The sequence below is a fragment of the Aromatoleum toluclasticum ATCC 700605 genome, from assembly GCF_000378245.1.
Taxonomy (GTDB): Bacteria; Pseudomonadota; Gammaproteobacteria; order Burkholderiales; family Rhodocyclaceae; genus Aromatoleum; species Aromatoleum toluclasticum.
In genome coordinates, this window is the sequence record NZ_KB899492.1 from 86,403 (window position 1) to 112,286 (window position 25,884).

A 25,884-nucleotide genomic window follows, 5' to 3' on the forward strand; every position below is an offset into this window, starting at 1 on the left:
TCAGCTGCGCAGCAGCACCACCGCAACCTGATCGACGCCCATCATCCGCAACAAGGCCGCGACCATCGCATTTACATTGCGCAGCACGACCGTCTTACCCTGCGCCTGCAGGGTTGCAAGAATATTGAAAAGCGTCCCTGCGCTGACGAAATCGATACGGCGCAACTGACCGCAATCGACCCCCAGGCTCTGCAGACCGCTCGCGTGCGCGGCCAGCTTGCGGATCTTCTCGACCGCGGCGCTGGTGATCTCGCCGTCGAGCACGAAATCGCCGCTCACCGGCGCATCGAGATCGAGCGCGACCTCATGGACCATCGTCGTCGAGGCCACCTGAGCGACCCGCGCCTCCCAGGAAGGCGGCGACTCCTCGAAGGTGATCGCATAGTCCACCGCGAGGTCCTCGAAACGCTCCTGCTCGCCTGTGTGCTGCAGCATCTCCAACAGCAGCAGCCAGATATCGCGCCCGCTGGGCTCACCCGTGCGCACCTGCCCGGCCAGCATCTCCGCGAGCTGGCCGCAGTTCAGCAGCGACACCTTCACGCGCTCCGCCACGAGTTCGCGCAGCAGGTCGCGGAACAGCGTGCATCCGTTTTCATCGACCGAGCGCAGACGCCCCAGATCGATGCGGATCGCGCCGCTTTTCTTGCCGATGACGCCCATTTGCTGAAACTGCGCCGCGGCCTGCCCGGAAAGGCTGCCCGACATGTTCACCATCGGCGCCACGTTCGAGCGCGCAGTCTCCGGCGCACTCGACAAGTCCGTCCACGGCGGCGGCGAACGCTCGAAGCGCGTCGCGTAGTCCAGCACCCGCACTTCGAACCGCTGGCGCTGCCCGGTCAACCGGTACAGGTCCAGCAACATCATCCACAAGCCTTCGCCCGCATGGCGGCCCTGCCCGTCCAGCACCGCATTGAGCGCTGCCTCGGCCTCCACCGTGTTTCCGTTTGCGTACAGCACGGCGGCTTCCTCGTAGGCGGCGCCGATGCCCGCCCCCATTTCCTGGACTTCGACCTGGCCGGCGCAATGCGCCAGCGCGTGCGTCGGATCGCCGACCGAAAAATCCAGTTTGGACAGCTCCGGCGGCTCCGCCGGAGGCGCAGCCGACGAAGGCACCGTACCGGCCGACGCACCTGAAGGCTGCGTGCCGGGAGCTGGCTTCTTGCCGAAGAATGGAAGAACCACGTTACGACCTGTACGAACGGAAATCGACTAATCGGGGATGCGGAAGGATAGCATCTCGGACCCCGCTCTTGCGCTCCCTGAGAGGCGCGGACAGCCGCAAGATCTACCGCACCTTACCTTTTGCAAAACAGTGCGGGCGCCACAGGTGTAAAAGAATGCACACCGTCGGCTAGAATGTTGCGATGCACCCATCTCGCCCGTCGTCGATCTCCGGCGAAAACTGCGTATTTTCGCTGCCGGTCCGCGTGTATTACGAGGACACAGACGCCGCCGGAGTCATCTACTACGCAAACTACCTGCGCTACTGCGAACGCGCGCGCACCGAATGGCTGCGCGCGGCGGGCTTCGAACAGCAAGCCCTGCTGACCGAGCAGCGCATCGGTTTCGTCGTCCGATCCGTCACCGGCGATTATCTGTCAGCAGGAATGCTCGATGATGCGTTACATGTCACGGCGGGGGTCGAAGCGCTCCGCGGAGCAAGCCTGGTGTTCGTGCAGAAGGTGATGCGCGGCGACGAAGTCCTGTTCCGCGGCCGCTTCATCATCGCGTGCGTCGACCTCGACAGGAAACGCCCCACCCCCCTCCCCGCAGACATGCGCATAAAACTGGAAAAAATCGTACAAGCATGACCGTCACCAACGATCTCTCGATCATCAGCCTCATCGGCCAGGCCAGCGTCCTGGCCCAGCTCGTCATGGCCCTGCTCGCAGGCCTGTCGCTCGTTTCCTGGTACTGGATCTTCCGCAAGTCCTTCCAGATCCGCGCTGCCCGCAACAAGACCAATGGCTTCGAGCGCGACTTCTGGAGCGGCGGCGATCTCAACGCATTGTTCCAGTCGGCCGCTGCCGCACGCCACGATACCGGCGGAATGGAGCGCATCTTCGAATCCGGCTACCGCGAATTCACCAAGCTGCGCAGCAAGAACCACGACCAGGCCTCGATCATCGACGGCGCACGCCGCGCGATGCGGGCAACCTACCAGCGCGAGGTAGACGACCTCGAAGCGCACCTCGCCTTCCTCGCGTCGGTCGGCTCGGTGTCGCCCTACATCGGCCTCTTCGGCACCGTGTGGGGGATCATGAACGCCTTCCGCGGCCTGTCGAACGTCCACTCGGCGACCCTCGCGAACGTCGCCCCGGGCATCGCCGAGGCACTCGTTGCCACCGCGATCGGCCTCTTCGCGGCGATCCCCGCGGTCGTCGCCTACAACCGCTTCGCGCACGACATCGACCGCATCAGCATCCGCTTCGAGAGCTTCATGGAAGAGTTCTCGAACATCCTGCAGCGCCAGTTGCGCTGAGCGGGAGGAAACACCGATGCGCCAGCGCCGCCTGATGAACCAGATCAACGTCGTGCCCTACATCGACGTGATGCTGGTGCTGCTCGTGATCTTCATGGTCACCGCGCCGATGATCCAGACCGGCAGCGTCGATCTCCCCACCGTGGGTGGAGTGCCGCAGCCACCGGCCGAAGCGATGGTGGTGTCCGTGAAGAAGGACGGCTCGCTGACCTTCAAGGGCACGAGCAACTCGACCGAACAGAAGATGAGCAACACCGAACTGCTGCGCGAACTGCACAACGCGCTGCAGCGCAATCCGCAACAGCCTATCCTGGTCGCGGCGGACAAACAGGTGTCGTACGAACGCGTAATGGACACGCTCGACAGCATCCGCAAGGCCGGATTCCAGAAGGTCGGCCTCCAGACGAGCACCAGCAGCACCCGATGAAAGACACGCATCTTGACCTGCAGCGCGACGAGCCCGGCAAATGGGCCTCGATGGCGCTGACGGCGGTCGTTCACCTGGGCCTCGCTGCCTTCCTGATCTTCGGCATCCGCTGGCAGAGCAGTCCGCCCGCGGCGCTCGAGGTCGAACTCGTCGCCCCGCCGGCGGCCGAACCGGCACTACCGCCGCCCGCGCCGCAGCCCAAGCCCGAACCGAAACCGGAACCCAAGCCCGAGCCGCCCAAGCCCCAGCCCAAGCCGGAACCGAAACCCGAGCCCAAGCCCGAGCCGAAGAAACCCGAGCTCAAGCCGGACATCGCAACGAAGGCCCCCGAAGTCAAGAAACCGCCGAAGCCGGAACCGAAGCCCGAGCCCAAACCCGAGCCGAAGAAACCCGAGCCCAAACCGGAGCCGAAGAAGCCCGAGCCCAAGCAGGTGACGCCGCCCAAGGACGACTATCTGGCGCAAAAGCTCGCACAGGAAACGGCTCAGACCCGCGCCCGCTCCGACCTCGAACGCATGATGCGCGAGGACGCAGCCCGCTCGTCGGCCGCGCGCACGAAGGGCATCGTCGAGGCTTACCAGAACGCGATCCGCACCAAGGTGCGCGGCAACCTGCTGCGCCCGCCCGGCCTGAGCGGCAATCCCGAGGCGGTGTTCGAGGTCGATCAGCTTCCCAGCGGCGAAGTGCTCGCGATCCGGCTCAAGCGCTCCTCGGGCGTCGCCACGCTCGACGACGCGATCGAGCGCGCGATCCGGCGCTCGAGCCCGCTGCCGCTGCCCAAGGACCCGGAGCTGTTCGAGCGCACGCTCGAACTGCGCTTCCGTCCGCTCGAAGAATAAGGGAACCAATTCGAATCAGTTTCGATCTTTAAGCATCGCGTTCGACTCCATTCGCTATAATCCGCCTTTAGGCAAGCCCCAGCCATGAGAAAACTCCTCTCCGCATACCGCCTGCTCATCGCTGCCACGCTGACGCTGGTCAGCGCCGTCGCGCATGCGCAGCTCTCGATCGAGATCACGGGTGCCGGCGCGAGCCGCTTCCCCGTCGCGATCCCCGTGTTCGAAAACGAAGGCACCCTGCCGCGCGGCGTCACCGACGTCGTGCGCGCCGACCTCGAGCGCAGCGGGCTCTTCAGCCTCGTCGACACGGGCCTGGCCGCCTTCCCCGTCACGACCGTTCCCGACATGGCCTCGGTCCGCGGCCGCGGCGCGGACGCAGTGCTGACCGGCAGCATCTACCAGCAGGGCGACGGCCGCTTCGAAGTGCGCTTCCGTCTCTTCGACACGCAGAAGCAGACCGAACTGGGCGGGCTGTCGATGCGCATGGCCCCGGCGCAGAACCGCGCCATCGGCCACAAGATCGCCGACTTCGTCTACGAGAAGCTCACCGGCCAGCCCGGCTACTTCTCGACCCGCATCGCGTACGTCGTCAAGAGCGGCCCGACCGCCGCACCCCGCTACGAACTCCAGATCGCCGACGCCGACGGCATGAACTCTGCGACTGCACTGGCCTCGCGCGAACCGATCATCTCGCCCGCCTGGGCGCCGGACGGCCAGCGCATCGCCTACGTGTCCTTCGAGGCCAAGAAGCCGGTGATCTACGTTCATACGCTGGCGACCGGCCAGCGTCAGGTGGTCGCCAACTTCAAGGGCTCCAACTCCGCCCCCACCTGGGCTCCGGACGGCCAGCGCCTCGCCGTCGTGCTCACGAAGGACGGCCAGTCCCAGCTTTACGTCCTCAACGCCGACGGCTCGGGCGTGCGCCGCCTCGCCACTTCCCCCGGCATCGACACCGAACCCGCATGGTCGCCCGACGGCGCGTGGATCTACTTCACGTCCGACCGCGGCGGCAGCCCGCAGATCTACCGTACCTCATCCAGCGGCGGCAGTGCCCAGCGCGTCAGCTTCGAAGGCAGCTACAACGTGACCCCGCGCCTCTCGGCCGACGGCACCAGCCTAGCCTTCATCACGCGCAACAGCGGGCGCTTCCAGGTGGCCATCATGGACCTCGCCAGCCGCCAGACCACGATCCTCACCGACTCGGCACGTGACGAGTCGCCCAGCTTCGCGCCCAACGGCCGCATGATCCTCTACGCCACCGAAACCGGCGGGCGGGGAGTGCTTGCAGCAGTTTCGTCCGATGGCCGGGTGAAGCAGCGCCTGTCGGTGCAGGCCGCCGATGTCCGCGAGCCCTCCTGGGGCCCGCAGATCCGGTAACTCCCTCCCGCACGCAACAACACTGTTCGACTAGATCAGGAAACCCCCATGAAAAAAGTGCTCGTCCCCGTCCTCCTTGCAACCCTTCTCGCCGCTTGCAGCAGCACCGGCACCTTCGACCAGCCCGCCGGCGGCGCCGCTGTCGATGAGCGCAGCAAGGGCGAAGGCTCCGGCGTCGCGACCGTGACCGCCCCGAGCGCATCGGGCTCCGGCATTGCCGCGCTGACCGATCCGAAGAACATCCTGTCCAAGCGCAGCGTGATGTTCGACTTCGACAGCTACATCATCAATGACGAGTTCCGTCCGCTGGTCGAAGCGCACGCCAAGTTCCTCGTCCAGAACCCGACGATGAAGATGCTGATCCAGGGCAACGCCGACGAGCGCGGCAGCCGCGAGTACAACCTGGCCCTCGGCCAGAAGCGTGCCGACGCCGTGCGCAAGGCCCTGACCCTGCTCGGCGCGAAGGAAGCCCAGATCGAGTCTGTCAGCCTCGGCGAGGAAAAGCCGCGCTGCACGGAAGCGACGGAAGCCTGCTACGCGCAGAACCGCCGCGGTGACATGCTCTACTCGGGCGAATTCTGATGAAGCGCCTCCTGCCGCTCGCTGTCGTTGCCGCCCTGTCGCACATGGCGCCGTCCCACGCGGCGCTGTTCGACGACGACGAGGCACGGCGCGCGATCACCAACCTGCGCACGGACATCACCCCCCGCGTCGAACGGCTGGAGGCCAGCAGTCGCGGGCAGCTCGAACTGGCGAACCAGAACGAGCTGCTTCGCACCGAAGTATCGAAACTCCAGGGACAACTCGAAGTCCTCCTGCACGAGATCGAATCGCTGAAGCAACGCCAGCGTGATTTTTACGTCGATCTCGACAACCGCGTGCGCAAGCTCGAGACCACCCCGGTGGCGGCCACGCCCGAGAATCCCGCGCCCGACCCCGCGGCGGAGTCGCGCGACTACGAAGCCGCGCTGAACCTGCTCAAGGAAGGCAAGTACAAGGACGCACAGGCCGCCTTCGACCAGTTCATCAAGCGCTACCCGCGCAGCGCCGTGCAACCCGGAGCGCACTTCTGGGCCGGCAATGCCGCGCTGCAGGCGAAGGACGTCGCGGTTGCCAACAACTATTTCAAGAACGTGCTGGCGAACTGGCCGAACGACCCCGTCGCGCCCGACGCCATGCTCGGCATGGCCAACTGCCAGCAAGCCCTGGGCGACGCCAAGTCGTCGCAGGAAACGCTGAAGAAGCTCGCCGAGCGCTTCCCCGACAGCGCGGCAGGCAAGGCGGCCAAGCAGCGTCTCGCTCGCAAGCCCTGAAGTTCGCATGAACCTTTCCGAAACCGCCGGCCCCAGGCTGCGGATTACCGAGATCTTCGCGTCGATCCAGGGCGAGTCGACGCGCGTCGGCCTGCCCACGGTGTTCGTGCGCCTGACCGGCTGCCCGTTGCGCTGCAGCTGGTGCGACACCGAATACGCTTTCCAGGGCGGCGAAAGCCGCAGCGTCGCGGAGGTGTGCGACGCGGTCGCCGCGCACGGCATCCCGCACGTCTGCGTAACCGGGGGCGAGCCGCTGGCGCAGAAATCCTGCCTCGCTCTGCTCACGGCATTGTGCGACGCAGGCTTCTCCGTGTCGCTCGAGACCAGCGGCGCGCTCGATATCGCTGCGGTCGATCCGCGGGTGTCGCGCATCATGGACCTCAAGGCCCCCGGCTCGGGCGAAGTCGCGCGCAACCGGTGGGAAAACCTCGCCCACCTCGCAGCGCACGACGAGATCAAGATCGTCCTCGCCGACGAGGCGGACTACGCCTGGGCGAAGGCCCAGATCGCGCTGCACGATCTCGCCGGGCGTTGCACCGTCCTGCTGTCGCCGGTACAGGGCAGCCTCGACCCGACCGTGCTCGCCGAATGGATCGTGCGCGACCGCCTGCCGGTGCGCTTCCAGCTGCAACTGCACAAGATCCTGTGGAACGACGCCCGGGGACGCTGAGCCCCGGCAGCACCCTTCAGTTTTCGCCTCCCCCCGGAGCCCCATCCCATGACCGACCATCCCAAGCGCGCCGTCATCCTGCTGTCCGGCGGACTGGACTCCGCCACCTGCCTCGCGATCGCGCGCGACATGGGCTTCGAGACCTACGCGCTGTCAGTCGCCTACGGCCAGCGCCACGCGGCCGAACTCGACGCTGCACGGCGTGTCGCTGCCGCACTCGGCGCGCGCGAGCACCGCGTCGCGAGCGTCGAACTGGGGCAGTTCGGGGGCTCCGCGCTGACGGACGAGAAAATTCCCGTTCCCGTCGAAGGCAGCTCCACCGGCATCCCCGTGACCTATGTCCCGGCCCGCAATACCGTGATGCTGTCGATCGCGCTGGCCTGGGCCGAGGTGCTCGGCGCGAACGACATCTTCGTCGGAGTGAACGCGGTCGACTACTCCGGCTACCCGGACTGCCGCCCCGAATTCATCTCCGCCTTCGAAAAGATGGCGAACCTAGCCACCAAGGCCGGCGTCGAGGGCACGCACCTCGCAATCCACGCTCCGCTGATCGCACTGTCCAAGGCCGACATCATCCGCCGCGGCAGCGCCCTGGGTGTCGATTACAGTCAGACCGTGTCGTGCTACCAGGCCGACGACGCCGGACACGCATGCGGCGTGTGCGACGCCTGCCGCCTGCGCCGTGCGGGCTTCGAGGCGGCCGCAGTTCCGGACCCCACGCGGTATGCGTAAGGTCTGATCACGGACGGCCCCGGCCGTTGCCTGCCGATCATGACCTGCGGCGGGTCCGCCGTCCCCGGCCGGCCACCCATTTCGTCATAGGTGGCCCGTCAGAACCCTTTGACATAAGTCATCCCTGATTGCAGAAAGGTTTTGTAACATGTCCTGCTGTGACCTTGCGTCCTTGCGGGAGGCCTTTCGATGCAGTTCCGTCTAGTCCGGTATTTCACGCTCGCCAGCCTGGGCATGTTCGCCCTCGTCGCACTGAGCCTCATCTACTTCGAACGTCAACAGGGCAATTTCTTCCGCCAGACCGGTGACGAACAGCGGACCTTTTTCGGCGAAGTTCAGCAATCCTTCGCGAAGCAGCAGGAAGAATCCGCGCGGCGCGACCTGCTAACGATTCACGAATCAGGCAACGTCAACCTCACGCGCCTGTTCGCGAACGCGCTGTGGGAGAAGGATTTTGCCCCCTTCGTCGCCCAGGTCCAGGCCATCGACGTCGATGGCTGCCAGGCGATCGCCGATATCACCGACGACCAGGGCAAGAAGGCCGTACCGCCCGAAAAGAAGGCCTGCTTCGCCGACATCGGCAAGCGCATCACGACCCTGCCCGGCTTCAAGGCGATCGACGCAAAGGTGTTCGACTCGATGAAGAAGAGCACCGTGTTCAAGATCAAGGTGTTCGACCTGCGCGGCATCACCGTGTATTCGTCCGAGCACGCGCAAATGGGCGAAGACAAGAGCACCAACGAAGGCTGGCGCAGCGCCGCCTTCGACGGCGTGCCCAAGAGCGAACTCACTCACCGCGGCAAGTTCAGCGCCTTCGAGGGCGTGGTCGAGAACCGCGACCTGATCAGCAGCTACCTGCCCGTCCTCGACCCCGGCAGCTCGCGCATCGTCGGCGTGTTCGAGGTGTATTCCGACGTGACGCCCTTCCTGAAGCAGATCCAGCAGACCTCGGCGCAGATCCGCGCCACCGCGGCCGGCAACCAGCAGAAGCTCGAAGCCGCCGGGGCCGAAAACCAGGCCGCCGTCGACGCCACCTCCCACCGCCAGCTTGCCACCATCGCGGCCCTGCTGGCCCTGCTGTTCGGCGCGCTGCTCGTGATCGTGACGCGCGCCGACAGGATCATCCAGCAGCAGGAAGCCGACCGCGCCCAGGTGCACCAGCAGCTCGCACAATCGGAAAAGATGGCCTCGCTCGGCCAGATGGTCGCGGGCGTCGCTCACCAGCTCAATACCCCGCTCGCGTTCTCGCAGAACAACATCCTGATGGTCAAGGACGCGCTCCAGAGCATGGAACTGCCGATGAAGGTCGCCGGCAGGCTCTCCTCCATCCTTGAGGACGTCGAGGGCGACAAGGTCACGATCAAGGTGTCGCAGCTCAAGGCGAACCTCGACAAGCTGCAGGATGGCAATGTCGACGTCGCCATGCTGCAGGAAATGCTCAAGGACGTCCTCGGCGGTATCGACCAGATGTCCGAACTCGTCGTGAACCTGCGCGACTTCACCCGCCTCGACCGTGCCGCAACGACCAACGCGGACCTCAACAAGTCCCTGCACACCGTCGCCTACATCGCGCAGACGGTGATCCCGAAGAACATCGAACTGATAGAGGAATACGGCGAACTGCCCGAGGTCGAATGCAACCCCTCGCAGCTCAACCAGGTGTTCCTGAACCTCATCAACAACGCCGCCCAGGCCATCGAAGGCCCCGGCCGCATCCGCGTCCGCAGCTCGGCTGCCGGCGACAAGGTCCGCATCGAGGTGCAGGATAACGGCCGCGGCATCCCGGACCATGTGCTACCGAATATCTTCGACCTCTATTACACGACCAAGCCTGCCGGCGAAGGCACCGGTCTCGGTCTCGCCATCGCGCGTAACATCGTCACCGAACACGGCGGCGATATCAGCGTCAGCACGCGCGTCGGCGTCGGCACCACCTTCACCGTCACGCTGCCCGTGCGCCAGCAGCCCCCCCTGGCCAAGGCCGCCTGACGCAGGCAGGAGAAACCCATGACACGACTGGCCGGCAAGGTGCTCTGCGTCGACGACGAACCGGGCATAGTCCGCTCCCTGCAGTGGCTGCTGCAGAAACAGTTCGAGGTATTCACGGCGACCGGCGGCGCCGAAGCGCTCGAACTCGTGAAACAGCATGACTTCGACGTCGTCATCAGCGACCAGCGCATGCCGGCGATGACCGGAGTCGAGGTCCTGCGCGAAGTGCGCAGGCTCTCGCCGCGCACCATGCGCATCCTGCTGACCGGCTACACGGACATGCAGGCGATCGTGCGCTCGGTGAATGAAAGCGAGGTGTTCCGCTTCATCAACAAACCGTGGAACATCTCCGAACTCCCCAAGGTCGTCGCACAGGCCATCACGATCGCAAAAACCCAGCCCGTCGAGGCACCGGCCCCGGAGGTCTCCGACGACGCGCCGATCGTTGCGAACGGCGAACGCATCCTCGTCATCGACGACGACCCCGACATGGGACGCGCCGTGTCCGATCTCGTCGGGGCGAGCGCAATAGTCTCCTACACGCGCAACCTTGCCGACGCGGTGGGAATCCTCAACGCCGAGCCGATATCGGTGATCATCTCCGAAACCCGGGTGGGCTCGATCGACGCCACGCGGCTCGTGCGCCTGATGAAAAGCAAGCACCCCGAGATCGTCACCGTCATGCTCACGGCCGAGAGCGACGCCGACACCATCACAACGCTGATCAACCAGGGCCAGATCTACCGCTTCGTCCCCAAACCCATCCGCACCGGCTACCTGAAGCTCGTGCTGCAGTCGGCGCTGCGCAAGCACAGCGCGCTCGCGAGCGACCCGGCCCTGACCTTCCGCCACACGGTCGAGGCCACCTCGGCAGGCGCCATGGAGTCCCTGATGTCCGACGTGCGGCAGGCCGCGCCGCACGCCGAAACGGCCGCAGCGGCAAAGAGCGGCGGCTTCATGGCCTCGCTCGGCGCAGGGTTCCGCCGCCTCTTCGGAGCCGGATAACGCATTTCCTGTCACAATTGCTTGACGGACCTCGAGTCGTTGCATAAAATTCGGATCCTTCTGCACGGGGGGTCGTTAGCTCAGCTGGTAGAGCAGCGGACTTTTAATCCGTTGGTCGCAGGTTCGAATCCCGCACGGCCTACCACCGAATGGTGGAACTTCCTGCAGAACTCCGGGGGTATAGCTCAGTTGGTAGAGCAGTTGACTCTTAATCAATTGGTCGTAGGTTCGAATCCTACTGCCCCCACCAGATAATCAAGCACTTAGGCCAGCTCTTCGGAACTGGCCTTTTGCTTTTCTGGGGATTGGGGAGGAATTGGGTAGGAATAAAAATCGTCGACCGCTTCCGAGGCAACTCCGGTTGCTCCCGTGTCCGCTGCAAGCTCGCCGTACCGACTCGCTGCACGGGAAGACGTCACCAGTGAATGGTGCGATATGCCGCCGCCCTTGCGCGCTCCACGAGCTCTTCCATGATGAGCGCGGGGTATAGATCGAGGATCTTGCGGTCCTCACCGCTCGCATTCGCCCCGCCGGCCTTTCGCCATGCCGCGATCAGCGCCTCGAGCGTTTCGTCGGGCAAGGCGTGGAACGCCTGCTCCACTGCGGGCAGAAAGTGGTCCTGCGCCGGATACCAGGTCTGATACCCGGCGTCGAAGATCTGCCGCTTCAACTCCCACCACGCCCACCTGCGTCGGCGCCGCACCTTGGCGATGGTGTCGCGCAGCAATCGCTGCTGCTCACGATTCATTTCCGCACCCCTTCGTCACTGGTTCATAAATCCCGCCTTCAGCATCGCGCCTGCAATCCCCCGCGTCGCGTCGCCCCCCTGTCGCCGGACTTGCCGCCAAGGACGCCAATGCCCTTCCCAGACCAGCCGTTGCTTTGGGTATGCGCGATCGATCGGTCGCGCCTGGTAGGCGTATCGATTTCAATTCTGGCAAACATATTGCCCATCGTATAATCCAGCGGCATAGAGTAAGCTACTGAAGCAGCAGATACCGCGCCAACGGAGTCCGATGAACCAAGACCTGAGCGAAGCCTGCGCGTTCGGTAAGCTTGACCGCCACCCCGACGGTGTGACGTGGCACCCACTCGTCGATCATCTAGCGGACGTCGCGGCGGTTTTCGAGGCGCTCTGTACCTGCCGGGGGATCCGCCGATCGCTTGAAACTGGCGCAGGTCGCTCGCTGGATGAGCAGGACATTGCTCGACTCTCCACCCTCGTCTTCCTTCACGACTTTGGTAAAGCAAATGCAGGGTTTCAGGCCAAACGCTGGCTTAACGACGAACGGCCGCGTGGCAGGCTGTCCGCCGGGCACGGTGCTGAGGCAGTCGCACTGCTCGAGGCGAGCGATTACAGCGAGGAAGCAGAAGGACTGCTCCTGCGCCTGCCCCTCCTGGAAATGTGTGAATGGGGTAGTCCTGAAACGCTGAACAACCTCCTGCGCGCAAGCATTGCGCACCACGGCCGCCCGATCGCCGAAGCTCCTGACTGGTTCAACGCGCGGATCCATTGGACGGCACACGATGGCTACGATCCCGCCGAGCAACTTGATTGCATCGGCGCGACCTTGAAGCGTTTTCTACCAAGGGCCTTCGCAGAAGGGGGACTCCCCCTGCCTGATACCCCGCGGTTTGCACATTATTTCGCAGGCTTGGTGCAGCTGTCCGACTGGCTGGGGTCCGAAACACGGTTCTTTCGTTTCTCGGAATGCGGCGAGGACCGCCTAGTCACGAGCCGTACGCGCGCTCGCGACGCGGTGCGCGATATCGGGCTGGATGCGGAACCATACCGGCAGCAACTCGAGCACACTCTGCCATCTTTCGCCGACGTGTTCGCTGCCCCCGCCGCCTATCCTTCTCAAGCAGCGATGGCTGACGTGGCACTTGGTAGGGTCGTCGCACTCGAAGCCGAGACTGGCAGCGGCAAAACCGAAGCTGCGTTGTGGCGCTTCTTTCATCTCTTCGAGCGGGGCCACGTCGATAGTCTCTACTTCGCGCTACCGACCCGGGTCGCTGCCACACAGGCCTACCGACGCGTTTGCGATGCCGTCGCGCGCGTTTGGCCCACAAGCACACCAGTCGCGGTGCGCGCGCTTTCTGGTTACGCAGCAGCCGACGGAGAGACTGCGCAGGCATTGCCCGACTTCAAGGTATTGTGGAGCGACGAGCCTTCCGATGCTGACGCCGGCCGCCGGTGGGCGGGCGAAAGCGCCAAGCGTTTTCTCGCCGCGCCGGTTGCCGTCGGCACCGTCGATCAGGCCCTACTCGGCACACTGCAGGTCAAGCACGCCCACCTGCGCCACGCGCTGGCCGCGCGTTCGCTTCTGGTAATCGACGAGGTGCACGCCTCCGACGCCTACATGGGCGTCCTGATCGAACAGTTGATTGCTGCGCAGGTTGCGCTCGGCGGCCACACGCTGCTGCTGTCGGCGACCCTCGGTGCGGCGGCCCGCGCGCGCTACCTTGCTGCCGGCACACGCAAGGCACTGCAAACTCCGACGCTCGCCCAAGCGAGCGCGATGCCCTATCCGGCAATCAGCGACGTCACGGGCCTGCGCGCCACAAGCGGCGCTCAGCGCGAGAAATGCGTCGCCTGGAGATGCGAGGATGCCATCGATGACGTCGACCGTGTCGCCGCGCTCGCGCTCGACGCAGCTGCACAAGGTGCCCGCGTGCTAGTGATCCGCAACACCGTGCCGGCCGCTGTCGCCACACTTGCTGCGCTGGAAGCGTCCACACCAGACGCCAGCTTGCTGTTTGGTCACGCTGGGGTCATCACCCTGCACCACAGCCGTTTTTCGCGCGAAGACCGTCCAATGCTCGATATGGCCGTCGAAACCCAGCTCGGCAAGAAGCGGCCGAACGGGCCGCTGATCGTAGTCGGAACGCAGACGCTCGAGCAAAGCCTGGACCTCGACGCCGATTTTCTGATCACCGACCTGTGCCCTATGGATGTGCTGCTGCAGCGCATCGGTCGGTTGCACCGTCACCTGCGCCCACCCGAGGCGAGACCGACGCCGTTCCGCGAGGCACGCGTGGTCGTGTTGGCGCCATCGGGTGGCGACCTAGAACCATATCTTGCCCGCCCGCGACACGGCCTTGGCCGCTTCCGGGACGGTGGCGGGGTGTATGCGGATGTGCGCACTCTTGAAGCGACGCGCCAGCTGATCGACAGCGAACCGCACGTCCGCATCCCTGCCGACAACCGGCGATTGGTCGAGTCTGCCACCCATCCCGACGCCCTTCAGGCCATGGCGGCGCTGGGCGAAGCCTGGGCGGCGCATGGTCAGCAGATCGACGGCGATACCGGCGCTCGTCGCACCAGCGCCAAGCTCGGGCTGCTGCCGTTGGACACGGCGTTCGCCGAACTCGCTTTCCCAAAAGAGGTGAAACTCGCCACCCGCCTCGGCGCCGCTGACCGGGTCGTGAACTTTTACCCGCCTCCGCTTGGCCCCTTCGGCAACCGCATTCGTGAATTGCCGATCCGGCACCACCTTCTTCCCGTTGGACTTCCGCTGGAAGCCCAGTCAGAAGACATAGAAGCGGAAAGCGGAGGGTTCACCTTTCGCCTCGGCGAGGCACGCTATCGATACAGCCGCCTTGGCCTCGAAAGACTCGCGCAACCCGCCACCCCGGAGTAATGCATGGAGAGCCCCCGCCTGAACCTGCTCGATGAGCCCCTGATCCGCATCCGCGACTTGGAAGGCAAATTGCAAAAGGTGTCGCTGCCAGAGCTCTTCGTTCTACTCGGCCAAGACGCCGTGCGCGATTACCCCGCCCTGCGCCCGCATCAGCGTCACCCATGGCACGCGCTGCTCGTACAACTGGCCGCGCTCGCGCTGCACGAAGCCGGCAGGACTGTGCCGTGGGATAACGCGGCCGACTGGCGAGCCGGACTACTTGCTCTGACACCCGACTATCCAGACGGTTGCGCCTTCAGCCTTCTCACTCCGCACGACAAGCCCGCCTTTCTGCAGGCGCCGGTGCCGGGCGGCAAGCTCGATGGGTGGAAAGAGATTTCGACGCCCGATGCGCTCGACATGCTCGTAACGTCGAAGAACCACGACCTCAAAGGCGAGCGAATGCGACATGCCGAAGAGGACGATTGGCTCTTTGCCTTGGTGAGCTTGCAGACCCAAGAAGGCTTTCTTGGGGCCGGAAACTACGGCATCTCACGTATGAACGGCGGCTTTTCGAGCCGCCCCGCAATCGGCGTAGTGCCTGCTGGCGGGACAGGTGTGCGGTGGCGCCGCGATGTCGCGGCGCTGCAGTCCGCGCGCGACGAAATTATCGAGATTCACGGACTAAAAAGAGAAGGTGGGCTCAGGCTGCTCTGGTTACCCTCTTGGGATGGTTCGAAGAGTGTAGCTTTTGAAGCTCTCGACCCGCTCTACATTGAGATATGCCGTCGGGTCAGATTCACCGTCGGTCAATGCTGCGAGCTCAGTGCGCGCGGCACTGGATCAAAGGCGGGACGTGTCGATGCTTCGGTGCGTAAGGGTGTCACGGGGGACGCGTGGATTCCTGTCGAAGAGGACAAGGCCCTCACGCTCGGTGCTGACGGATTCAACTACAGCCTCGGTGCTGAATTGGCCTGGGGATCGAAGTATCGCAAGACGGTCGCTCAAGTACTGCGGCCAGAGGACGGAACATCCGGCATCGCGCTACTCGCACAGGGCCTAGTGCGTGGGCAAGGCAAGACCGAGGGCTACCACGAACGCCGGATTCCGCTCACGAAGAAATCGATCGCCTTCCTTCGCAGCGGTCGGACAGACCTACCTGCGACGATTGCAGCCGCGAGGGTGAAGGACGTGGCCACGATGCGCGGTTCGGTGCTTCGCACCGCGCTCTTTTACCTTCTCGAAGCAGGAACCGACAAGATCGACTTTGATCGCCGCACCGCCAAACAGCAGATCGAAGCCTTCACGCAGGCTTTTGAACGCACCGAAGACGGGCGCTTCTTCGACGACCTAAATCAGGAAATCGAGGCCGGCGATCCCAATGCAGAACGGTTGACGTGGCTGATCGGCCTCGCCGAGCGTGCCGAAGCGGTGCTGCGCAGCGCCTTCGCAATCGGCCCTCAATGTGGCGAGCGGCGTTACCGCGCCCGTTCGCGCGCACTGTCCTACTTTCATGGCGCCTTGCGCGGCGATAAGCACTTCCCCGCGCTCGCTCTCCACCTTCGCGCTCAACCGGCGGCAGAGGAGGCCGCATCATGACTGAACAAAATTCGACGGCGCCCACTTCCCCGCTCGTCCGCCTGGCCCAAGTCATCGCGAAGCCGCCGCGTTTTCGCGGTGACACGGCCGCTCTGGACAAGGGCGAACAGGCTGCACTGGCACGCCTCGACCCCGACGGTCTACGTCCGCATCAAATCGGCGCGCTAGCTCGCGCTTTGGTGCTGGCCGGCATTTCCCCGGACGACTGGTCACCTGAGACCTGGCAGCGTTGGGCGCTCATTGCCCACGGCATCGCCCTCGCAGGCCACGACGGAACGGCACGCCTCGGCACGCAACTAGCCGCGCACGGAGACTCCAAACGTGCCGTATCCGAAAGTCGCGTAACGCGGTTTCTTACTTCACGCGGAGACGCCTTCCGCCAGCAGGTGCCGCGCCTTTTGCGCCTGATGGCAAGTCGCGGGCTCGCCCCTAACTGGCTGGAATTTGGGGGATTGATCCTCGCCACGGACCGCGAAGAAGCGCACGCCGAGACGCTCCGTTTGCGCATCGCCGGCAGCTATTACGCCGCCGCCCATCGTTGAATCGAACCCATCCAATCGACTTCGTCTAGGAAAACACCATGAGCCTTCCTCGCTTCATTCAGATTCACACGCTTCATACCTACCCCGCGGCCTTGCTCAACCGTGACGATGCCGGTCTCGCCAAGCGTCTGCCCTACGGCGGAGCGATTCGCACACGCATCTCCTCGCAATGCCTCAAGCGCCACTGGCGTGTTGCGGATGACGCCTTTTCCCTGGCACAACTGGGCGTTCCGATGGCGACGCGCACGCGTTACGTAGCCGAGCTCATCCGCCAGCGGCTCGTGGCACAACAGATAGACGAATCGCGAGCCTTCGCGACCGCGGAAGCTCTGCTCGAAGCCATGTTCGGCGAAAAGGCCGACAAGAAAAAGGAGGGCACCAAGGCCTTGCAGACCGGTCAGGCCGTTCTCTTTGGCAACGAAGAAATCGCTTACCTAGCGCGCCGGTGCCGCGACATCGCGAGCGATTTCTCCGAACCGGCAGAACTGAAGGCCGCCGTCGGGAAATTCCTCAAGGAGGAAAAGAAGAACATCGAGACAATGAAACTTGGCAGCGGTCTCGAATCTGCGCTGTTCGGCCGCATGGTCACATCCGACGCACTCGCCAATCGCGATGCATCGGTTTCGGTCGCGCACGCCTTCACTGTGCATGAAGCGCAGGTCGAGAACGACTATTTCACTGTGGTCGACGACTTCGCCCAAGAGGAAGACGGCGCCGGTTCGGCCGGCATCTTCGACACCGAGCTCGCATCGGGGCTCTACTATGGCTACGTCGTGATCGACGTACCGCAGCTCGTTGCCAACCTTGAAGGCATCGATGCGAAGGACGTCTTCGCTACCAGCACGGCACCTGCTACCCGCGAACTAGCCGGCAAGGTGGCGCAGCACCTCCTGCATCTCATTGCCACCGTAAGCCCCGGCGCCAAGCGCGGCTCCACCGCCCCGTATGACTGGGCCAAGTTCGTATTGGTCGAAGCTGGCGATTGGCAGCCCCGCAGCCTCGCCGCAGCCTTCCACGACCCGCTCCCGCTCAAGGGCGAGCTTCCGATCCGCGCCCGCGCTGTTGGTAAGCTGACGAGCGAAATCGGCGCGTTGGACACGGCCTACGGCATGCCCACTGCGCGACGCTTCCTGTCGCTGGATGAAATTGCAGTGCCGTTGGCTGAACGTGCCACGCTCACGCAACTTGGCCAGTGGATCACAGAAATCGTTCGGGACGGGGCGTGCTGAAATGGCAAGGCACCTGTTGCTGCGCCTCGAAGCGCCACTGATGGCCTTCGGCGGTGAGACCATCGACAACCTCGGCGTAATCCGCGACTTCCCGGCACAGTCGATGTTCACGGGACTGATCGCGAATGCGCTTGGGTGGCGGCGCGAGGACGCAGCAGAACACGATCGGCTGCAGGCGCGGCTCGTATTTGGGGCGCGGCTGGACCGGCCGGGCGCGCGGCTCCGAGACTATCAGACTGCTCGATTGGGGATGAATGACCGAGGGTGGACGACAAGTGGGGAGCCTGAAGGGCGCGAGCCGAGTCCATCCTATCGGCCCGACCAAACCGGAGAAAAGGTTCTGACTTTGCAGCGTTATCGAGATCATCACGCCGACGCAGCCGTAATGGTTGCCTTGCGTCTCGAACCTGCTGACGAAGCCCCCACGCTTGAGATGGTGGCCGACGCCCTGCAACGCCCCGCACGTCCGCTCTTCCTCGGACGCAAACCCTGTCTCCCCGCTTCACCGTTGTTTGCCGGCTGGTGCGATGCGCCGGATCTGCTCACCGCCCTGCAGAAGGCCGCTCCACTGGCCACCAATGCGCACCCGCGCGTGTTGTGGCCGGCCGGCGAGGGCGAGTTGCACGGTAGCCGGCAACTCGATGTGTGCGATGAACGCAACTGGACCAGTGGCGTTCACGGTGGCTGGCGCCCCGTGTGCGAAGGCGTTTTGTCGCGGGAGGCCGACGCATGAGCTTGAATCTGATTCAATGCCATCCCGACCCGCGCAGGCTGGCTGCATGGGCCACACGCTTCGGTTTGACTGCAGGCGGCGATGACCTGGGCTATGCACTTCACGCGCTGCTCACCGCTACCTTCGGCGAGGCCGCGCCCAAACCTTTCCGCCACTTCGGCGATGTCCGCGGTCTATTGGCCTACACCGCGCACGACGCCGAGGGACTAAAACTGGCTGCCGAAATGGCCGCGCCTGACGTCCATGCTGCGCTCGGACTGGACCGCTTCGCCACACGCAATTTCCCGGCCGAATGGGCCTCCGGTCGACGTCTGGGATTTGAGGTACGCGTGCGTCCGGTGCTGCGTACCCGCGAGGGCCGTGAACGCGACGTCTTCCAGATGGCCGCCGAGACTTTCGGTGATGGTGGGTTCAGCGAAGCGCGCGAGGCCGCTTATGGAGAATGGCTGGCACGCGAGCTGGCACGTAACGACGCCGCGCAGGTCGAACATGCGCGGCTCGACGCATTTAAGCTTACTGCTAGCCTGCGCAAGGGCCGCGCCGCCGAAGGTAAGCGCCCCGCCCAGCGAGTGACCGGGCCCGATGCGCTGTTTTCCGGCGAGCTCACGGTGCGCGACCCAATCGGGTTTGCAGCCCTGCTCGCACGGGGTGTCGGCCGCCATCGCGCATTCGGTTTCGGCATGCTGCTGCTGCGCCCGCCCGCCGCATGCTGAAGGGTCGCCTGGGGTTAGAGACGGCCCGCATACCGCATGCAGACCGTCATGGTCTGCTGTGGTTGGAGCGTGGTGAGCTGTGCGTCATCGACGGCTGCCTGCACTTCATGGCCGGCAAGGACAGCCTCACGCCCTACATCGACCAGATCCCGCACCAGGCGGTATCCATGATCCTCCTGGGCCCTGGCAGCAGCGTCACGCACGATGCGCTGCGCCTCCTCGCGCGTCACGGCACGCTGATGGCAGCGGTAGGGATGGATGGCGTACGCAGCTATACGGCGCCGCCGCTTCTTCCGGATCGGTCGGACGTAGCGCGCCGTCAGGCGGAACTCAGGGGTAATCCGCGCCGGCGCATCGCTGTGGCCCGCCGCATGTACGCCCTGCGCTTGGGTGAGATCCTCCCCCACCGCGACCTGGACACGCTGCGCGGCATCGAAGGTTCGCGCGTCAAAACGCTGTATCGGCTGACCGCGGAACGCTATGGTATTCCGTGGAAAGGTCGACATTACGACCGCGCGGCCCCCGATGCAGCGGATACACCGAATCAAGCTATCAATCATGCGGCAACGGCAGTGCAGGCTGCAGCGGCGATTGCGGTACAGTCCCTCGCGGCAATCCCGCAGCTCGGTTTCATCCACGAGGACTCGGGTCAATCCTTCGTTCTCGACATCGCGGACCTGTACCGCGACTCGATCACGCTGCCAATCGCATTCGCCGCTGCGCGCAAGGCGCTCGACGGCGCTCCGGACACCATCGATCGCCTAGTGCGGCGGGAAGCTGCAACTGTGTTCCGTAAGAAATCGGTGATCCCGTCGATGATCGACAGCATCAAGTCCGTTTTGCGCATGGAAGAAGTCGATGCCGCTGGCAGTGATAGTAACGCGTGACGTCGCCGACCGCTTCCGCGGTTTTCTCGCCTCCGTAATGCTAGAGATTGCACCCACCGTCTTCGTCTCGCCCCGAATGACCAAAGGCGTGCGCGAACGAACTTGGAAGGTCCTCACCGATTGGCATGACTCTGAGCCGCGCGGCAGCATCGTTATGGTCTGGCGCGACAACAACGAAACTGGAGGCGTCGGACTTGCCCATCTCGGTGAACCGCCAAAGGAGTTGATCGAATTGGACGGCATGTGGGTGGCGCGAGCCAGACGGCAGGTCCAAGTTCTTTAACAATTTGGGAGATGGTACAGTCTGTTTTTCTTTTGAAGTCATGAACTTGACTTCAAGAGGCTCCCCCGCCCACGCGGGGATAGGCCGTTGGACCACCGCGTACTCCGCCGCCTCCCCGGGCTCCCCCGCCCACGCGGGGATAGGCCCCGTTCCCACCCCCCCGAGCATTTTTGATTGCGGGCTCCCCCGCCCACGCGGGGATAGGCCCGAGGACGGCGCGACCGTCGCCCCCGTCAGCCAGGCTCCCCCGCCCACGCGGGGATAGGCCCCACCGAACAGATACCAGTCGTTCTCATGACCAGGCTCCCCCGCCCACGCGGGGATAGGCCCTTCGCCGCTCAGGATGGTCTTGATTTCGAGCAGGCTCCCCCGCCCACGCGGGGATAGGCCCTGACCAATCTGCTGCAGGAATCAACCGAGACGGGCTCCCCCGCCCACGCGGGGATAGGCCCCTGACATTCACGCCATCCGCTTCAGTCGGCTCGGCTCCCCCGCCCACGCGGGGATAGGCCCTCATCACCTTCAGAAAAGTCGCCGTATTTCTTGGCTCCCCCGCCCACGCGGGGATAGGCCCTGGAGAGCAGCCGTGATCCGCCGAACCCATCAGGCTCCCCCGCCCACGCGGGGATAGGCCCTTGTTATCGACCGTTGCGCCGGCCCCATCGATGGCTCCCCCGCCCACGCGGGGATAGGCCCGTTGGCGATCTCGTCGCGCAACACCCGACCAAGGCTCCCCCGCCCACGCGGGGATAGGCCCGCGGGCTGGAAATCTTCGCGTTGGCAGAAGTTGGCTCCCCCGCCCACGCGGGGATAGGCCCAAACTGCTGCACATCGGACAGCGCCCGTTGCAGGCTCCCCCGCCCACGCGGGGATAGGCCCCGTTGCGACCTACCTCGATGAAGGGCAGGCGGGGCTCCCCCGCCCACGCGGGGATAGGCCCCGTGTATGGAGTTCAGGTGTGCAATGCAGTGTGGCTCCCCCGCCCACGCGGGGATAGGCCCTATGTCCAGTGGGCCAGCCCGACAAACAACTGGGCTCCCCCGCCCACGCGGGGATAGGCCCTTCAACGCCGCAATCGACGCCGCCAATGCCGCGGCTCCCCCGCCCACGCGGGGATAGGCCTTCATCAAGAGCGGCGAGGCCGTCGTGACCTTCGGCTCCCCCGCCCACGCGGGGATAGGCCCGTACCGTGCGATATCGGCAAACACACCAGAGGGGCTCCCCCGCCCACGCGGGGATAGGCCCATGGTGGGTTTGTTCCGCGTCGATGATGCAATGGCTCCCCCGCCCACGCGGGGATAGGCCCTTCGCGGACGGTGCGTTGAATACCGCTGTCGGGGCTCCCCCGCCCACGCGGGGATAGGCCCTTCGCGCTCGCCGAACTGCGCGGCCTGTAAGCGGCTCCCCCGCCCACGCGGGGATAGGCCCGACGGAATCCGGTACCCACTGTGCGTTTGCGAGGCTCCCCCGCCCACGCGGGGATAGGCCCCACTGTTGCCGATCATCGACACCCGCGGTGTTGGCTCCCCCGCCCACGCGGGGATAGGCCCGACCCCACTACCCCGGCAGCATCGCGCCGGCCGGCTCCCCCGCCCACGCGGGGATAGGCCCCGATCAGCCATCGCATCCGCTGATTCTGAGTAGGCTCCCCCGCCCACGCGGGGATAGGCCCGCTGTTTGGAGTGGCTGGAAATTGGCGGCAGTGGCTCCCCCGCCCACGCGGGGATAGGCCCTACGCAGCACGACGCCGCCCGGCCAGCCCGACGGCTCCCCCGCCCACGCGGGGATAGGCCCTTGTGCGTGTGGACCGTGGCCGACTTGTAAGCGGCTCCCCCGCCCACGCGGGGATAGGCCCCCGGCAAAGGCCGTCGTGACGCTGATCGAGCTGGCTCCCCCGCCCACGCGGGGATAGGCCCTCGACCATGCCCGTCGCAGACGCGCCGATCAGGGCTCCCCCGCCCACGCGGGGATAGGCCCTTGCGCATGGCGTGATGGGTGCGGCGGATCATGGCTCCCCCGCCCACGCGGGGATAGGCCCTTGGCCTCGGCCTGGGCCGAGCGCGGCAGATCGGCTCCCCCGCCCACGCGGGGATAGGCCCTTTGACGATGGACGCTGCCCTTACCGCGTTCTGGCTCCCCCGCCCACGCGGGGATAGGCCCTGCTAGGCCACGCCAGCGAGACGACGACGGCGGGCTCCCCCGCCCACGCGGGGATAGGCCCGTCACGGCGGATACGTTCCAGCTTGAGGGCGTGGCTCCCCCGCCCACGCGGGGATAGGCCCGGCAGGCCGTAGCGCGTGAGCTTTCCGAGAGAGGCTCCCCCGCCCACGCGGGGATAGGCCCGATTGAAGCTTCCAGCGCGCCCCATCCGATGCGGCTCCCCCGCCCACGCGGGGATAGGCCCGGCGCGACGGCACAAGCAGTAACCGTGCAGATGGCTCCCCCGCCCACGCGGGGATAGGCCCGACTCCGGCATCCGCGACCAGTCGGGCGAATTGGCTCCCCCGCCCACGCGGGGATAGGTGACGACAAGTTGGGAAGGTCTTCCCGAGGTATGACGAGCAATACGCCGAGAACTCCCGCGCCAAGTGCTACTGCTTGCGCGGCGACCTCACGCGGATGATGTTTCCGGTACGAGGATCGTGGAGGCAGAAACCGCTCTCGCCGTGCTGGCGTCGGGCCTCCCAGTAGCGCCGGGCACGATACTGGTGGATCGCCTTGAGGACTTGCACGATCAGGTACAGCACCATACCTAGGCCCATGATTCCGATGAGAAGCCGTACCGCAAAGTTTTCCATGGACTGTGATTCTATGTGGTCCGCATTAACGTGCGGAGCCTAGCAGAGATCGTCGTGCTGCGCAGGGAACGGCGGGCAATAGGAGGGGCCGAGGGCGGTGATACCTACCCTTTCGGCCAGCAATGCAGTCCAGCTGCACGCCCACCGCACCATCGTGGCTACTGTTCTACCTGTCGGGCGCCCATAACGTGGGCCAGTCGCCTTGCATCACCATGCCATTGCCCGTTTTCTGCGGTCGCCAGTAGAACGCCGCTGCGCCGGCCCCTCAGTGCAAGCGCATCCGCTTTTCTGCAGGGCCGCCACGGACATGGGCGCGCGAACTCTCGTGCTGCGGACGGTCGTTCGGGACGCCTACAGCAAGAAACCCGCGATGCACATGGGTGGACCTTGGCCTTGGCAGGGCAGCATGGAGCGGCTGAGGGACGCGGAATCAGCAAACGCGAGGCCGTACCATGCCGTGCAAGGCCCACCGATGAACACCGCGGGCTTCGTTCGCTCAATCTATTTTCCTCTGCCGCACGGTGCCACCCGAACAACGGCAGAGAAATTACGTGAGCTCACGTATGCGTTTTGCCTATCCGACCTATTTCGGGGGCAAACGCGAAAATAATCCTTTGCAGGCCGCCCCGCGGGCGAGAACACGCGGCCCCGGCGCTCCTTGCGAGTGCCGCGGAATCATGCCGATCCGACGCTCGTACGACCTGCGCCGCGCTCCGTCGAAAGCGAGTCGCCTCGGCATCCGCTCGCGCGCAGCAGAGGATACGGATAGCATAGAAGCGGAATCACTGACCTCGCCATGAAAACGATCATCCTCGCCGTCATCACTCTATTGCTGCAGCCCGGCGTCGCCTTGGCCGTCGCCGGCTCGCACAACGCAGACAGCGGCGGCGACACGCTCAACGGCCCTGTTTCGCTGGTCGGACTGCTGATCGTCGGCGGGCTCTTCTGGTTCTTCGGGAGGAAATGACTGTGCCCTTCACCCCTATTCACTTCGGTGTCGGCGCTCTCGGGAAAGCCGCCCTGGGCCGTCGCTTCTCGTTTGCCGTCTTTGCCGGCTCACAGGTGCTGATGGATCTCGAGCCCGGGATCAAGATCCTTGGTTTGCTGGACGGCCCGCTGCATGGCCCCACGCACACCGTCCTCGGCGCACTGCTGATCGCGGTCGCGACCGCTGTGATCTGGGAGGTGTGGCAGCGATATGGGCCGAGCGCAATTGTCGATCGCATCGGCCGCGCACGGCACGGTATTGTCGTCGGCACGGCCCTCTTCGGGACACTATCGCACGTTGCGCTCGACTCGATCATGCACAGTGACATGGGGCTTAACGCGGAAATGCGGGCGGCCTTCGGGACAGGCGACCTTCCGGCGCAGTGGGCCGACATCATCTGTTTCGTCGCGCTCATGAGCTCTCCCGCCGCTTGGCTCGTCCGCCGCTGGATCGAGCAACTGAACGCGGACAGGCTGTTTCCGGCCTTCAGTTCGATTGTGGTGCGCCCTCCTTCGACAGACGAATGAGAGCTTGGCGCGCGTCACCGCGCTCCAGCAGGGCGTAGCAGAAAGCGGGGAAGGACCCGAATTCTGCGATGGCTTGCTCCAGCGAGTAACCGAAGGTGGCGCAACAATCCGTGGCAGTGCCACCAGCACGCGCATACCCGCTACTGGCAGCCTCTATCGCGGCAACCCTTTTCTCAAGCCGCTTCATCAACCAACCTCCACTCCCCATTACCTGCCACTTCGTATTTGGTCTGGTGACCGTTTTCATCGAAGACGATACGCGACGTCTCCGCCATCGTGTCTGCATCGACAAAGCGGATATCGAAGGCCACAGCCCCGGAATCCGAACCTCCTTGCCGTTCAAGCTTCTGAATACGACGTTCGAGATTCCTCATGCAGCGCCCTCCATGACGCGATACCCGCAGTCACCAAGCCTAGGTAAGGCCGCCGCAAGGTGACGGTGCGGCCATGATCCGTGTAATGCGTTGCCTTCGAACGGCTGGCTGCGGCGGGCGGCGAACCGGCACCGCGGCGCGTCCGGGACAATCAGAGCATCAACTGCCTTGCTCGCCGCCAACCATTTGATCGAGACCTCCGCGTGCATCAGCTGCCCGTCGCACGGTCAATGTTCTCGAGTGCGGAAATGCGTGCTTCGAGCTCCTGCGTCTCGAGCGCCTTCCGCCGCGCTTCGACGATTCCGCTGAGCGTGCTTGCCTCGCCCGGCGTGAGGGCACCAGCAGCCACCGCCTCCAGAATGTGCTGTTGAGCCTGAGACACGCCGGCCGCGGTCGCAGTATCGGGCAGTTCCGGGAGATCGACGCGCCGCTCCTTCGCACTGGGAATCAGCTTGTCGAGCACGATCCTCGCCGCCATCAGATCGCCGCCGCGCGCCGCCTCGACGACCACGCCGGCCACGTCTTCGATGCCGCTCTCGAGCAGCTCCATTGCCAGTGTGGTCGCGCGGTGCTTCGCGCCCCGCGGCTTGCCGGCATTGCCACGAGTGAAACGACCTTTCGCGTCACGTCCGTCCGTTTTCATTCCGATTTTTCGGTTCTCGCTGCTCAATTTTCAATCCTCATGCTTCAGTGTTCTACACAGTTCCGTTCGCTGCGCGACCCTGCGTAATGCCCGAAATCCCTTTCCCGAAAT

The 25,884-nt window shown here is 64.9% G+C and carries 26 protein-coding genes, 2 tRNA genes and 1 CRISPR repeat array; of the genes, 23 read left to right on the forward strand and 5 right to left on the reverse strand.

The features are described from left to right. Entirely contained in the window at positions 1 to 1,182 is a 1,182-nt protein-coding gene (locus tag F464_RS0103430) for an STAS domain-containing protein (RefSeq protein ID WP_026295709.1), read from the reverse strand. A gap of 182 nt (positions 1,183 to 1,364) precedes the next feature. Here F464_RS0103430 and ybgC point away from each other — a divergent pair, with 182 nt between their 5' ends. The 13 genes from ybgC (at position 1,365) to F464_RS0103495 (ending at position 11,084) form a co-directional block, all read left to right on the forward strand. Next, a complete protein-coding gene (gene ybgC, locus F464_RS0103435; protein WP_026295710.1) occupies positions 1,365 to 1,811 on the forward strand; it encodes a tol-pal system-associated acyl-CoA thioesterase in 447 nt (148 codons plus the stop codon). Then, complete coding sequence (gene tolQ, locus F464_RS0103440) at positions 1,808 to 2,482, forward strand: protein TolQ (protein WP_018988380.1); 675 nt, start codon at positions 1,808 to 1,810, stop codon at positions 2,480 to 2,482. The genes ybgC and tolQ overlap by 4 nt, the downstream gene beginning before the upstream one ends. Positions 2,483 to 2,498: 16 nt before the next feature. Next, complete coding sequence (gene tolR, locus F464_RS0103445; protein ID WP_018988381.1) at positions 2,499 to 2,909, forward strand: protein TolR; 411 nt, start codon at positions 2,499 to 2,501, stop codon at positions 2,907 to 2,909. Beyond that, positions 2,906 to 3,748 (forward strand): energy transducer TonB, encoded by an 843-nt coding sequence (locus F464_RS0103450; protein WP_018988382.1) that lies wholly within the window; start codon positions 2,906 to 2,908, stop codon positions 3,746 to 3,748. Before tolR ends, F464_RS0103450 begins: the two co-directional genes overlap by 4 nt. Before the next feature lie 84 nt (positions 3,749 to 3,832). Then, entirely contained in the window at positions 3,833 to 5,125 is a 1,293-nt protein-coding gene (gene tolB, locus F464_RS0103455; protein ID WP_018988383.1) for a Tol-Pal system beta propeller repeat protein TolB, read from the forward strand. Between the two features lie 48 nt (positions 5,126 to 5,173). Further along, positions 5,174 to 5,707 carry a peptidoglycan-associated lipoprotein Pal gene (gene pal / locus F464_RS0103460; RefSeq protein WP_018988384.1) on the forward strand — a complete coding sequence of 178 codons (534 nt, stop codon included), beginning with the start codon at positions 5,174 to 5,176 and terminating at the stop codon, positions 5,705 to 5,707. After that, a complete protein-coding gene (gene ybgF, locus F464_RS0103465; protein WP_018988385.1) occupies positions 5,707 to 6,438 on the forward strand; it encodes a tol-pal system protein YbgF in 732 nt (243 codons plus the stop codon). Before pal ends, ybgF begins: the two co-directional genes overlap by 1 nt. Positions 6,439 to 6,445: 7 nt before the next feature. Further along, positions 6,446 to 7,108, forward strand: a complete 663-nt coding sequence (gene queE, locus F464_RS0103470; protein ID WP_018988386.1) for a 7-carboxy-7-deazaguanine synthase QueE — start codon at positions 6,446 to 6,448, stop codon at positions 7,106 to 7,108. A gap of 48 nt (positions 7,109 to 7,156) precedes the next feature. Next, positions 7,157 to 7,840 (forward strand): 7-cyano-7-deazaguanine synthase QueC, encoded by a 684-nt coding sequence (gene queC, locus F464_RS0103475; RefSeq protein WP_018988387.1) that lies wholly within the window; start codon positions 7,157 to 7,159, stop codon positions 7,838 to 7,840. A 189-nt stretch (positions 7,841 to 8,029) separates the two neighbouring features. Then, the gene (locus tag F464_RS0103480; protein ID WP_018988388.1) at positions 8,030 to 9,829 is read left to right on the forward strand and encodes a sensor histidine kinase; all 1,800 of its coding nucleotides are present in this window, start codon (positions 8,030 to 8,032) and stop codon (positions 9,827 to 9,829) included. Positions 9,830 to 9,847: 18 nt separating this feature from the next. Then, positions 9,848 to 10,834 (forward strand): response regulator, encoded by a 987-nt coding sequence (locus tag F464_RS0103485; RefSeq protein WP_018988389.1) that lies wholly within the window; start codon positions 9,848 to 9,850, stop codon positions 10,832 to 10,834. A gap of 69 nt (positions 10,835 to 10,903) precedes the next feature. Next, positions 10,904 to 10,979: transfer RNA gene (locus F464_RS0103490), tRNA-Lys, on the forward strand. A gap of 29 nt (positions 10,980 to 11,008) precedes the next feature. After that, positions 11,009 to 11,084 (forward strand) — tRNA-Lys (locus F464_RS0103495). A 165-nt stretch (positions 11,085 to 11,249) separates the two neighbouring features. On the opposite strand, the gene F464_RS0103500 is transcribed toward F464_RS0103495, so the two are convergent. Next, positions 11,250 to 11,582 carry a hypothetical protein gene (locus tag F464_RS0103500; RefSeq protein ID WP_018988390.1) on the reverse strand — a complete coding sequence of 111 codons (333 nt, stop codon included), beginning with the start codon at positions 11,580 to 11,582 and terminating at the stop codon, positions 11,250 to 11,252. 268 nt (positions 11,583 to 11,850) lie between these two features. On the opposite strand from F464_RS0103500, the gene F464_RS0103505 reads away from it, so the two are divergent. The 8 genes from F464_RS0103505 to cas2e are packed head-to-tail and all read left to right on the forward strand — an operon-like array spanning position 11,851 to position 20,443. Beyond that, on the forward strand, positions 11,851 to 14,478 hold the full coding sequence (locus F464_RS0103505) for a CRISPR-associated helicase/endonuclease Cas3 (protein WP_018988391.1): 2,628 nt from the start codon (positions 11,851 to 11,853) through the stop codon (positions 14,476 to 14,478). A 3-nt stretch (positions 14,479 to 14,481) separates the two neighbouring features. Beyond that, complete coding sequence (locus F464_RS0103510; RefSeq protein WP_018988392.1) at positions 14,482 to 16,056, forward strand: CRISPR-associated protein Cse1; 1,575 nt, start codon at positions 14,482 to 14,484, stop codon at positions 16,054 to 16,056. Continuing rightward, positions 16,053 to 16,598 (forward strand): type I-E CRISPR-associated protein Cse2/CasB, encoded by a 546-nt coding sequence (gene casB, locus F464_RS0103515; RefSeq protein WP_018988393.1) that lies wholly within the window; start codon positions 16,053 to 16,055, stop codon positions 16,596 to 16,598. Before F464_RS0103510 ends, casB begins: the two co-directional genes overlap by 4 nt. A gap of 38 nt (positions 16,599 to 16,636) precedes the next feature. After that, positions 16,637 to 17,827, forward strand: a complete 1,191-nt coding sequence (gene cas7e, locus F464_RS0103520) for a type I-E CRISPR-associated protein Cas7/Cse4/CasC (RefSeq protein ID WP_018988394.1) — start codon at positions 16,637 to 16,639, stop codon at positions 17,825 to 17,827. A gap of 1 nt (position 17,828) precedes the next feature. Next, positions 17,829 to 18,560 (forward strand): type I-E CRISPR-associated protein Cas5/CasD, encoded by a 732-nt coding sequence (gene cas5e / locus F464_RS0103525; protein WP_018988395.1) that lies wholly within the window; start codon positions 17,829 to 17,831, stop codon positions 18,558 to 18,560. Further along, positions 18,557 to 19,273 carry a type I-E CRISPR-associated protein Cas6/Cse3/CasE gene (cas6e, locus tag F464_RS0103530; RefSeq protein WP_018988396.1) on the forward strand — a complete coding sequence of 239 codons (717 nt, stop codon included), beginning with the start codon at positions 18,557 to 18,559 and terminating at the stop codon, positions 19,271 to 19,273. Before cas5e ends, cas6e begins: the two co-directional genes overlap by 4 nt. Continuing rightward, on the forward strand, positions 19,267 to 20,160 hold the full coding sequence (cas1e, locus tag F464_RS0103535) for a type I-E CRISPR-associated endonuclease Cas1e (RefSeq protein ID WP_026295711.1): 894 nt from the start codon (positions 19,267 to 19,269) through the stop codon (positions 20,158 to 20,160). The genes cas6e and cas1e overlap by 7 nt, the downstream gene beginning before the upstream one ends. Further along, positions 20,132 to 20,443, forward strand: a complete 312-nt coding sequence (cas2e, locus tag F464_RS0103540; RefSeq protein WP_018988398.1) for a type I-E CRISPR-associated endoribonuclease Cas2e — start codon at positions 20,132 to 20,134, stop codon at positions 20,441 to 20,443. Before cas1e ends, cas2e begins: the two co-directional genes overlap by 29 nt. A gap of 58 nt (positions 20,444 to 20,501) precedes the next feature. Further along, positions 20,502 to 22,969: a CRISPR direct-repeat array (repeat unit 29 nt; unit sequence GGCTCCCCCGCCCACGCGGGGATAGGCCC). A 65-nt stretch (positions 22,970 to 23,034) separates the two neighbouring features. Here the strand turns inward: cas2e and F464_RS30810 are convergent. Beyond that, positions 23,035 to 23,241, reverse strand: a complete 207-nt coding sequence (locus F464_RS30810) for a hypothetical protein (RefSeq protein WP_157353539.1) — start codon at positions 23,239 to 23,241, stop codon at positions 23,035 to 23,037. Positions 23,242 to 24,037: 796 nt separating this feature from the next. Between F464_RS30810 and F464_RS30815 the strand changes: the two genes are divergently transcribed. Together F464_RS30815 and F464_RS29805 are read left to right on the forward strand one after the other, a co-directional pair. Continuing rightward, positions 24,038 to 24,208, forward strand: a complete 171-nt coding sequence (locus F464_RS30815) for an LPXTG cell wall anchor domain-containing protein (RefSeq protein WP_018988400.1) — start codon at positions 24,038 to 24,040, stop codon at positions 24,206 to 24,208. A gap of 2 nt (positions 24,209 to 24,210) precedes the next feature. Further along, positions 24,211 to 24,756 (forward strand): hypothetical protein, encoded by a 546-nt coding sequence (locus tag F464_RS29805; RefSeq protein ID WP_051092243.1) that lies wholly within the window; start codon positions 24,211 to 24,213, stop codon positions 24,754 to 24,756. Between the two features lie 173 nt (positions 24,757 to 24,929). Here F464_RS29805 and F464_RS0103560 read toward each other — a convergent pair whose 3' ends face one another. Both F464_RS0103560 and F464_RS0103565 read right to left on the reverse strand, forming a co-directional pair. After that, positions 24,930 to 25,130, reverse strand: coding sequence for a hypothetical protein (locus tag F464_RS0103560; RefSeq protein WP_018988402.1), 201 nt, complete (start codon positions 25,128 to 25,130; stop codon positions 24,930 to 24,932). 208 nt (positions 25,131 to 25,338) lie between these two features. Then, on the reverse strand, positions 25,339 to 25,800 hold the full coding sequence (locus F464_RS0103565) for a hypothetical protein (RefSeq protein ID WP_157353541.1): 462 nt from the start codon (positions 25,798 to 25,800) through the stop codon (positions 25,339 to 25,341). Positions 25,801 to 25,884: the final 84 nt, after the last annotated feature.